Annotated in this window: 9 protein-coding genes; 4 read left to right on the top strand and 5 right to left on the bottom strand. The window is 73.9% G+C overall.

The features are described 5' to 3' along the window. Positions 1-4: 4 nt before the first annotated feature. Complete coding sequence (locus AB0I68_RS24750) at positions 5-1,648, bottom strand: DNA repair helicase XPB (RefSeq protein ID WP_363179524.1); 1,644 nt, start codon at positions 1,646-1,648, stop codon at positions 5-7. Between the two features lie 165 nt (positions 1,649-1,813). Between AB0I68_RS24750 and AB0I68_RS24755 the strand changes: the two genes are divergently transcribed. Then, positions 1,814-1,936: a hypothetical protein gene (locus AB0I68_RS24755; RefSeq protein WP_363179525.1), complete on the top strand. Its 123-nt coding sequence runs from the start codon at positions 1,814-1,816 to the stop codon at positions 1,934-1,936. 74 nt (positions 1,937-2,010) lie between these two features. On the opposite strand, the gene AB0I68_RS24760 is transcribed toward AB0I68_RS24755, so the two are convergent. The 3 genes from AB0I68_RS24760 to AB0I68_RS24770 form a co-directional block, all read right to left on the bottom strand. Continuing rightward, positions 2,011-3,282, bottom strand: a complete 1,272-nt coding sequence (locus tag AB0I68_RS24760) for an LPXTG cell wall anchor domain-containing protein (protein WP_363179526.1) — start codon at positions 3,280-3,282, stop codon at positions 2,011-2,013. Between the two features lie 341 nt (positions 3,283-3,623). Continuing rightward, the gene (locus AB0I68_RS24765; RefSeq protein ID WP_363179527.1) at positions 3,624-4,238 is read right to left on the bottom strand and encodes a DUF4291 domain-containing protein; all 615 of its coding nucleotides are present in this window, start codon (positions 4,236-4,238) and stop codon (positions 3,624-3,626) included. Between the two features lie 159 nt (positions 4,239-4,397). After that, the gene (locus tag AB0I68_RS24770) at positions 4,398-6,854 is read right to left on the bottom strand and encodes a helicase C-terminal domain-containing protein (protein WP_363179528.1); all 2,457 of its coding nucleotides are present in this window, start codon (positions 6,852-6,854) and stop codon (positions 4,398-4,400) included. A gap of 119 nt (positions 6,855-6,973) precedes the next feature. Between AB0I68_RS24770 and AB0I68_RS24775 the strand changes: the two genes are divergently transcribed. After that, positions 6,974-7,975, top strand: a complete 1,002-nt coding sequence (locus AB0I68_RS24775) for a hypothetical protein (RefSeq protein ID WP_363179530.1) — start codon at positions 6,974-6,976, stop codon at positions 7,973-7,975. Between the two features lie 94 nt (positions 7,976-8,069). Beyond that, positions 8,070-8,723 carry an HAD family hydrolase gene (locus AB0I68_RS24780; protein WP_363179531.1) on the top strand — a complete coding sequence of 218 codons (654 nt, stop codon included), beginning with the start codon at positions 8,070-8,072 and terminating at the stop codon, positions 8,721-8,723. A gap of 24 nt (positions 8,724-8,747) precedes the next feature. On the opposite strand, the gene AB0I68_RS24785 is transcribed toward AB0I68_RS24780, so the two are convergent. Then, entirely contained in the window at positions 8,748-8,999 is a 252-nt protein-coding gene (locus tag AB0I68_RS24785) for a hypothetical protein (RefSeq protein ID WP_363179532.1), read from the bottom strand. A gap of 188 nt (positions 9,000-9,187) precedes the next feature. Here AB0I68_RS24785 and AB0I68_RS24790 point away from each other — a divergent pair, with 188 nt between their 5' ends. Beyond that, positions 9,188-9,571: a cold-shock protein gene (locus tag AB0I68_RS24790; RefSeq protein ID WP_363179533.1), complete on the top strand. Its 384-nt coding sequence runs from the start codon at positions 9,188-9,190 to the stop codon at positions 9,569-9,571. Positions 9,572-9,698: the final 127 nt, after the last annotated feature.

Below are 9,698 nucleotides of genomic sequence, written 5' to 3' on the forward strand. Positions count from 1 at the left end.
TCCGTCAGTCCGTCGTCAGGAGTTCGTCGGCGTCCATGATCCGGTAGGCGTAGCCCTGTTCGGCGAGGAAGCGCTGGCGGTGCGCCGCGAAGTCCTGGTCGATCGTGTCGCGCGCGACGACCGAGTAGAACCGCGCCTCGTGGCCGTCCGCCTTCGGGCGCAGCACGCGGCCCAGGCGCTGCGCCTCCTCCTGGCGGGAGCCGAAGGTGCCGGACACCTGGATCGCGACCGTGGCCTCGGGCAGGTCGATGGAGAAGTTCGCGACCTTCGACACCACCAGCACGCTGATCTCGCCCTCGCGGAAGGCGTCGAAGAGCTTCTCCCGCTGCGCGTTGGAGGTCTCGCCCTTGATGACCGGCGCGTCCAGGTGCTCGCCGAGTTCGTCGAGCTGGTCGATGTACTGGCCGATGACCAGCGTCTGCTCGCCCCGGTGCTTGGCGACGAGCGCCTCGGTGACCTTCCGCTTCGTCGCAGTCGTCGCGCAGAAGCGGTACTTCTCCTCCGTCTCGGCGGTCGCGTACGCGAGCCGCTCCGACTCGGTGAGGTTCACGCGGACCTCGACACAGTCCGCCGGGGCGATGTAGCCCTGCGCCTCGATCTCCTTCCACGGCGCGTCGAACCGCTTCGGGCCGATGAGCGAGAACACGTCCGACTCGCGGCCGTCCTCGCGGACCAGCGTCGCGGTCAGGCCGAGCCGCCGGCGGGCCTGGAGGTCGGCGGTGAACTTGAACACCGGCGCCGGCAGCAGGTGCACCTCGTCGTAGAGGATCAGGCCCCAGTCCCGGGAGTCGAACAGCTCCAGGTGCGGGTAGATGCCCTTCCGCTTCGTCGTCAGGACCTGGTACGTGGCGATGGTGACCGGCCGGATCTCCTTGCGGGTGCCGGAGTACTCGCCGATCTCCTCCTCCGTGAGCGAGGTCCGCTTGACCAGCTCGTGCTTCCACTGCCGGGCCGAGACGGTGTTCGTGACCAGGATCAGCGTGGTCGCCTTGGCCTTCGCCATGGCCCCGGCGCCGACCAGTGTCTTGCCGGCGCCGCAGGGCAGCACGACCACGCCCGAACCGCCGTGCCAGAACCCCTCGACGGCCTGCTGCTGGTACGGCCGCAGCGCCCAGCCGTCCTCGACGAGGTCGATGGCGTGCGCCTCGCCGTCGACGTACCCGGCGAGGTCCTCGGCCGGCCAGCCCAGCTTCAGCAGGGTCTGCTTGATCTGCCCGCGCTCGGAGGGGTGCACGGCCACCGTGTCGGGGTCGAGCCGGGCCCCGACGAGCGGGGCGATCCGCTTCGACCGCAGGATCTCCTCGAGCACCGGCCGGTCGGTGCTGGTCAGGACCAGCCCGTGGACGGGGTGCTTGGAGAGGGTGAGGCGGCCGTAGCGGGCCATGGTCTCGGCGACGTCGACGAGCAGTGCGTGGGGGACGGGGTAGCGGGAGAACTCGACGAGCGCATCGACGACCTGCTCGGCGTCGTGCCCCGCGGCCCGGGCGTTCCACAGGCCGAGCGGGGTGATCCGGTACGTGTGGATGTGCTCGGGGGCCCGCTCGAGCTCGGCGAAGGGGGCAATGGCCCGGCGCGCGGCGCCGGCGAGCTCGTGGTCGACCTCGAGAAGAAGTGTTTTGTCGCTCTGGACGATGAGAGGCCCGTTCACAAACGTCCCTTTCCGGCGTGGGGTGGCTGCCCGGACGCGGACGGCCAAACCTCCAGTCTGCCGTATCCCCGCACGGGCGGGGCGGTTCTGCGGCGGCGGGGTGCGGCGGCGGGGTGGGGCGGAAATCCTGCCGACGGCGGCCGGGGGCGCTCGTAGGGTCGGGGGATGGATGATCGACCTTCTTTTGTGCCGGACGGGTTCGACGTGCCGCTCGGGCTCGACGGGGACGGGTTCCGGCTGGAGCCGCTCGCGGAGGCGCACAACGCGCGGGATCTCGCCGCCCGGTGAGGCGGGTGGGGCGCAACGCCGCAGGGGCCGGCACGTGGTGTGCCGGCCCCTGCGGTGTGCCTGGGTGCCGAGGATCAGCCGCGGACGGTGCGGCGGCGACGGGCGCCGAGCCAGACGGCGGCCCCGCCGAGGGCGACGAGGGCGGCGGCCAGGCCGGAGTACAGGCCGGTGTTGGAGTCGGCGCCGGTGTGCGCGAGGGAGCCGGTGGAGCCGGTGGCCTTGGTGTTCGTGTTGGCGGCGGCGACCACGGTGGTGGCGGAGGCCGAGGGCGACGGGCTCGCGGACGGCCGCGTGCTGGCGGACTTGCTCGGGGTCGGCGACGGCGACGTGGTCGCGGGGGGCGGGGTGAGCTGGAACTTCGTGTCGGCGCCGGCGAACTCGTAGGTGTTGCCTTCGGAGAGGCTGACACCCGCGTGCAGGGTGACGTCGGTGGCCTTCTTGAAGTCCGTGTTCGGGCCGAACGAGGCCCGCAGGTGCAGGACGCGCTCGCCGGAGGCGGCGCTGAAGCCCTTCGGGATCGTCGGCAGCATGAAGTTGTAGGGGTCGGCGGTGCTCAGGCCCTCCCACTTGCCGTCGACCAGCGTCCACAGCTGGAGGTTGGGCACGCCGACGTGGGAGCCGAAGTCCAAGTCCAGCCAGGAGTGGAGCGCCGTGTTGAACTCGCCGTCGCCGGTGACCCGGTAGCTCAGGTCCATCTCCCGGCACTGGAGCGCCGGAACGCCCTTGCAGTCGCCGATGTTCTTGAAGGAGGTCTCCAGCTTGCCGGTCTTGACCGCCGGGTCCGCCTTGAAGGTCAGGGAGGCGTCGCCGCCGTCCGCCACCTCGGCGCTGTAGCTGGTGGCGGTGATCTTGAAGTCGCCGTCGTTGGTCGGGTAGTTCTTGCCGAGGCCGAGGGTGACCTTCCAGGTCAGCTTGCCGCCGGCCGGGACCTCGAAGCCCTCGCTGGCCGGCTTGTCGGCCGGCTGGAACAGGCCCTGCCAGCCGCCGTCCTGGGAGCCTACGGAGTACTTGGTCGCCGGGGCGCTGACGGGCTCGACCTTGTAGACGACGTCGTCGCGCTGGATCGGGCTCGCACCGGCCGGCGTGCCGAGGATCCAGGGGTGGAAGGAGGAGGCCTTGTCCGAGGGGTTGGTCACCGTCAGCTCGAACGTCTCCGTCGCGCCGCCGCGGGTCAGCGGGCCGCTCGGCGCCGGGGCACCCAGCGTGATCTTCAGCGCGTGCTGGTTGTCGGCGGCCGGAGCGGCGTAAGCCGACAGCGGCATCAGGACGGTACCGGCGACGGCGGCGACGACGGCGGTCGCGGCCGCGGAGCGGAAGGTGCGACGGGTGACGGTGCGAGCGGACATGGTGGACTCCCCCCAAGGAATCAAGAAGGGCAGGCGAGCGGCGCAGAGCGGCGGCGGCCGGCGGAAGGCAAGAGAAGGCAGAGAGGGCAGAGAGGGCACGGCGGAGGTGGAGAAGACGTACGGGGCCGTGGCAGAGCGCCGGGCCGGGTGGTGCGGGGTGTCGCTCCCGGGCCGGTTCGCATTTCCTCGGCCGCTGCTGCGATGAACTGATCTTCACATACCGGGGATCCCCAATCCATCGCCCGTATGTCACCGCTGTGCAACAGGCGCCGGAGGCCCCTTCAGCCCCTCTGAGCTGGGGAAACGAGACTTCTCATTCCGCTTTTCGCGCCGTGGATCCGCTACGCGCCGAGGTGCTCCAGCGAGCCCGCCGGATACGGGGTCTCCATGGGCAGCAGAGCCCGCGCAGCGGCCTCGTCGCCGGAGCGGACCAGGCCGTGGATCTCCCGGGCCAGCGGGGTCACATCGCGGATGGAGACCGTCCACTCGTCGGCGTACGCGCGCGAGGCCGGCCCGGACAGGCCCAGCTGGAGCGAGCGGTGGGCCAGCGGGTTCAGGTGCAGGTCGCGCTCCGGGTCCCACTGGACGCGGGCGGGGGAGTCGCGCAGGGCCTGCTGCCAGGCCTCCCGGTCGGTGTGCGTGCCGCGTTCGAAGTGGGACAGGCAGGCGTGGCGCAGCGCGTGGTCGAAGCCCTCGCGGGTGATCTCGACGGCCAGCACCGTCTCCTGGTCGGCCTTGGTGGCCCAGCCGCAGCGGTACATCATCCACAGGAACGACGGCTTGATCCACGTCATGCGCTCCCGCTTCCAGGCGGGCGGGAACCGGCCGTCGCGCGCCGCGGGCACCCCCAGCCGGGGCGCGTACGCCTGGTAGACGGTGACCGTGGTGTCGGTGTGGGCCGCGCGGATCTGCCGGTCCGGCGTCGGTACGGGCGGGTGCGTCTTCGTTTCGTGCATGGAGTCAGGGTGCGGGGTGAAAACCCGTGCGGCCAGCCGTTTTCCCGCGCGCGGGCACGGCTCCGGTGCGCGCGGACGAACCCGTCGGCGTGGTGGCGACGGTGCCAGCCGGGGGGTGGTCGAGACCGAGGCGGGCCCGCTCCCGGGTCCACGGCGCGGCTACAGGTGCTCCTCCGCCAGTTCCGCCACCCCCGTGATGCGGTGCAGCGCGTACGTGCGGACCTCGTCCGCCGTGTGGTCGTACCCGGTGACGAAGCCGCCCTCGACCCGGACCGGGTCGATGACCCGCTGGCTCGCCGCCCCGTCCGCGTTCACGTACCCGATCCACACCGCCGACCCGGTCAGCGCGGCCGCCTGCACCGTGGCCAGGGTCTCCGCCGCGCTCGTGCGCGGGAGTTCGCCCGCCGCCGCCGGCGCTGCCGAAGCCGATCCCGCCCCCGGCTCCTTGCGTACCGCCGTCGCCGCCAGATCGCCCGCGCGGATGGCCCGTACGGCCGCCCCCAGCAGCGTCGCGTCCGGTACCGGCGGGCCGTCCGGCACCGGGACCGGCGCCGAACGCACCGGGGTGCGGTGGGCGTCGGCCCGGGCGACCAGCACGTCGCCGGTACGGGACTCCGCGGCCGGCGCATAGCCCATCGCCCGCAACCCGTCGAGCAGGGCGCCCGGTTCGGCCTGCGCCGCCAGCACGGTCGGGGCGAGGCGCCGCAGGCCCAGCCCGGCGGACCGCTTGTCGGCCAGGATCTCGTTCAGCATGGCGTCGTCGTCGCAGCGCACGTACGAGGACGCCGCGCCGACCCGCAGGTGCCCGTGCCGCCGGGCCACGTCGTCGATCAGGTACGCCAGCGGCTGCGGGACCGGGGTGATGCTGTGCTCGGCGAGGAAGGCGTGCAGGTCGGAGGCGGTCCGCCCGGCGTCCAGGGCCCGGCGTACGGAGCCGGGCGTGAAGCGGTAGACGGTCGCCCCGCCCTTGGACTCCACGTCCGCGAGCACGGCCAGCACATCGCCGAGCGCCCGGCGCAGCGGTCCGGGCGCCACTGCCGTCAGGTCGGCCTGGAGCAGTACGTGGTCCACGGGCTCCGGCAGCAGCGGTGCCAGCAGCGGCGCCGGGTCGCGGTGCTCCAGCAGCGCGCGGCCGGGCCCGGCGAGCGCGCCGCGCCCGGTGACGCCGAGCACCTCGGCCTCGGTGAGCGTCCACCGGGCGAGGTGGGCGCGCAGCGCGCTCGTCCCCCGTACGGGGCGCTCCCAGGCGAGCCGGGCGAGGAGGACGTCCGGGTCGGCGGAGCCGCCCTCGGGCAGGGCGGCGAGAAGTTCGAGGACGCGCCGGCGCACCTCGGGGGCGGCGGAGCGGTCGAGTTCGGGGCCCAGCGCGGACAGGGTGCGGCCCTTGGAGTCCTGATCGCCGACCAGGCCGGCGGTGCGGGTGGCCGGCAGCCAGGCCGCGGCGAGCACCGACCACCGCTCGGCGGGTGGGAGTTCGAGCCAGTCGTCGAAGGCGGGGGTGGGCGCGTACCGCTCGTCCGCCTCCCCGTCGCCGGCCAGCAGCCCGGCCGCGTAGGCGAGTTCGATCCAGAACGCGGCCGTCGCCTCGGTGGCGTCCAGGGTGGCCGCGGTCCGCTTCAGGTCGCGTACGGACAGCCCGCCCGCCCGCAGCACCGGCGGCCCGGCGTGCTCCCAGGACTTCACCAGCTCCTCGACGGTGGACAGTGCGGCCAGCGCCTGCCCGGCCGCATTGGCGTCCACAAGCTGTGGACGGTGCTCCCGGTCCGCGGGCACCGCCGGGGCCACCGGCTCCGTCACCCGGTGCGCGAGGCCGCCGCGCAGGTGCAGCGCCACCTCGCGGGGCAGTACGACGGTCCGCGCCGACGCCGGCAGGAGCAGACCGCGGTCGCGCAGCCAGCGCACGGGCGCGGTCGGGTTCGGCGTGACCTCCCCGTACGGCGGCCCCCACACGAGCCGCCCCAGTACCTGGTGAGCCTCCGCCGGAGCCTCGTCCAGCAGCGCCGACATCCGCTCCGGATCGGTGAACAGGCCGGTCAGCGCGGTCACGGCGGACACCGGATCGTGCGTGGCCGGCAGCCCGGCGGCCGCCACGATCTCCTGGACCCGGGTCGGCGACATCCCGGCGGTGGCCTCGGCGACGGTCGGGCCGAGGCCGGTGGGCGAGGGCCGGCCGGCGGACGGCGCGAGCAGTTCGCGGGCGGTGCGGACCAGCCGGAGCCGCTCGTCGTCGCCCCAGACCAGGGCCTGGTCGCGCAGGGTGGCCAGGGCGCGCGGGAGTTCGGCGCGGGCACCGTTGTCCTCGCCGCTGGCGCCGTGCTCCCCGGCCAGCAGCGACTCCAGCACCGGGTACGGGCACGGGTCCGGGGCCACCGCGAGGGCCTCCGCGGTCTGCAGCGCGAACCGGTCGAGCCGGTCCAGGGCGCGGACCACCGAGGCCCGGGTGCCGGCCCGGGTGGCCAGCTGCGTCATATCGCCCGGCACCGGGCCGAGCAGGTCCGGGCGTGCGCGCAGCAGGGCGGCGAGCGACTCGTCGTCGCGGGCGCGCAGCGCCTCGGCGAGGGAGCGCGGGGCGTTGCTCGCTGTGGCGCTTCCCGCAGCGCTGCTTGGCTCAGGCACGGTCGCCTCCATGGTCGCGTCGGCCGGTCCCCATCCGGCCAACGGTATCCGCTGTGCCCTCGGCCGCTCCACGGGCGCACGCGCTACCTTTCCGATGGGTGGTACGGGAGGAGCCGGACATGGGGATCGAGAGCGACCATCTGGTCTACGAATATCTGAGCCGGGTCGGGGACTTGGCGCAGCGGCGGCAGCTGTCCTCCGGGGACCGGATGCGGCTGGTGGCGGGGCTGCGGGACGAGATCGACCGTCGGCGCGCCAAGTACGAGCCGCAGACCCCGGCGGCCGTACGCCGCATCCTGGAGCGGATCGGTACGCCGGAGGAAGTCCTCGACGGCCTGGGCGCGTCCCCGGCCCCGGCGTCGGCCGCGGCCCCCGATCCCGTCCCGGCGGTGCCGGCCCAGCGGGGGCCCGGCCGGCTGCGCCGCAAGGCGGTGCCGCCGCCGCGCCGGGCGGACAGCGCGCCCGCGCCGCCGCACCTGGCCGGGCTCGACGAACTCGGCGCCGACGGCGGGGCGGAACCCGACTGGTGGCGGGTGGCACCGGGGCCGTACGGCGACGGGCCGCAGGTGGAGGGCTTCGCGGGCGGGGTGGAGATCCCGGAGCTGTTCAGGAAGCCGGTGGAGGAGAAGCCGGAGCCCGCGGCGGGTCCGGCCGGCGCGGGCTCCGATGCCGCGGCCGGATCCGGCGTACGGGGCCTCGTACGGTTCCTGAAGAAGCGCCGGCAGGCCAAGTCGGCCGCGGCCGCGGCGGATCCCGGGTCCGCACCCGCGGCGGGCGCCGCCCCGCGCCCGAAGCCGCACGCCTTCCTGCTGCTGGCCGCGGCCGTGCTCGTCGCGGGCGCGGTCACCGGGTCCTGGCTGCTGCTGATCGGCGGCTGGCTGCTGGCGTACGCCTCGCGGGTGCTGGGGCCCGCCGAGCGCAAGTGGGTCGTCTTCGGGCTGCCGGGGGCCGTGTTCGCGGGCGCGGTGGTGTGGCTGTGGGGCCGGCTGGAGGGGCGCTGGGGGGCGCCGCTCACGGACGAGGGGCTGGGCGGGGTCTTCCAGGGCATGTGGCCCTGGCTGGCCAGGGGCGCGGCCGTCGCCTCGGCCCTGTACCTGGCCTGGCGCTCCCGCCGGCGTTAGGGGGTGTCCGGCCGGGGCCCGCATTTCACCTCCCGGCAAGGCGAGGGCACGTCCGCGTTCCCGGCCGTCCGCCCCCGCTCGGCACAATGGCCGTATGAGCTCCGAGACCCCCACCGTGCCCGCCGCGTCCGCCCAGCTGACCGTCGGGTTCGACCTCGACATGACCCTCATCGATTCGCGCCCCGGCATCAAGGCTGCCTACCAGGCGCTTTCCGTCGAGACGGGCACGTTCATCGACGCCGACGAGGCGGTCACGCGGCTCGGGCCGCCGCTGTCCGAGGAGCTCGCGTACTGGTTTCCGGAGTCGGAGATCGACGCCATGGCCGACCGCTACCGGGAGATCTACCCCACCTACGCCATCGAGCCGACGCCCGCGATGCCCGGCGCCCGCGAGGCGATCAAGGCCGTCCAGGCGCTCGGCGGCCGCGCGATCGTCGTCACGGCCAAGCACGAGCCCAACGCCCGGCTGCACCTCGCGCACCTCGGCATCGAGCCGGACGCGGTCGTCGGCTGGCTGTGGGCCGAGGCCAAGGCGGGCGCGCTGCGCGAGTACGGGGCCCAGGTCTACGTCGGCGACCACGTGGGCGACGTACGCGGTGCCCGTACGGCCGGCGCGCTGTCGGTGGCGGTCCCGACCGGCCCGTGCCCCGAGCCGGAACTGCGGGAGGCGGGCGCGGACGTGGTGCTGGCGGACCTCACCGCGCTGCCGCAGTGGCTCGCGGAGTACGTCCGCACGCAGCCGGTCTGATCCGCGGACGCCGGGACGGGCGGCTCAGGCCTGGGAGGCGCGGGCGGCCCGGCGCTGGGCCGCCGCCGAGCGCAGCACGCCCATGGCCGAGACGGCGAAGCCGACGCCCATCAGCATGCACACGGCCCACGCGTACGACGGGAACGGGTCGGTGTGCAGGAACAGCGGGGCCATCGTCACGAGGGTGGCCACGGCGCCGACGATGAACACGATGCCACCGGCGCGCACCAGGCCGTCGCCGGGCCGTGCTTCGTCTGCATGAGGAGTAACAGTCACCCCACCAGGGTAGTTCCCTGGCCGAAGCAGCCGACAGCGAAGAGCCGGCGAAGGACCGGGGAACGTCTTGTCACCTGTCGATCGCCCACTAGCCTGGATACAGCGGGTCACCATGACCCGCTGCGCTGTTATCCGGAGCCGCTGCGCGGCGTACCGGACCCCGACGAGCACAAGGACAGAGGACGGACGTGCCTACCGGCAAGGTCAAGTGGTTCAACAGTGAGAAGGGCTTCGGCTTTCTCTCCCGCGACGACGGCGGTGACGTCTTCGTCCACTCGTCGGTACTCCCGGCCGGGGTCGACGCGCTCAAGCCCGGCCAGCGCGTCGAATTCGGAGTCGTGGCGGGGCAGCGCGGTGACCAGGCGCTTTCCGTGACGGTGCTGGACCCGGCGCCCTCGGTCGCGGCCGCGCAGCGCCGCAAGCCCGACGAGCTGGCCTCGATCGTGCAGGACCTCACGACCCTGCTGGAGAACATCACCCCGATGCTGGAGCGCGGCCGCTACCCCGACAGGGGGCACGGCACGAAGATCGCCGGCCTGCTGCGCGCGGTGGCCGACCAGCTCGACGTCTGAGCCCGCACGCACGACGGTGCACCGGCCTTCGCGGGCCGGTTCTACTGATCCCCGCAACACCCTGGAGTTCAGGGAGTTGCGGGGATCATGGGTTTTGAGGTGCTGAAGGCGAGGTTCTTCGAGGCGC

The organism is Streptomyces sp. NPDC050448, from assembly GCF_040655295.1.
In the GTDB taxonomy this organism is placed as follows: Bacteria; Actinomycetota; Actinomycetes; order Streptomycetales; family Streptomycetaceae; genus Streptomyces.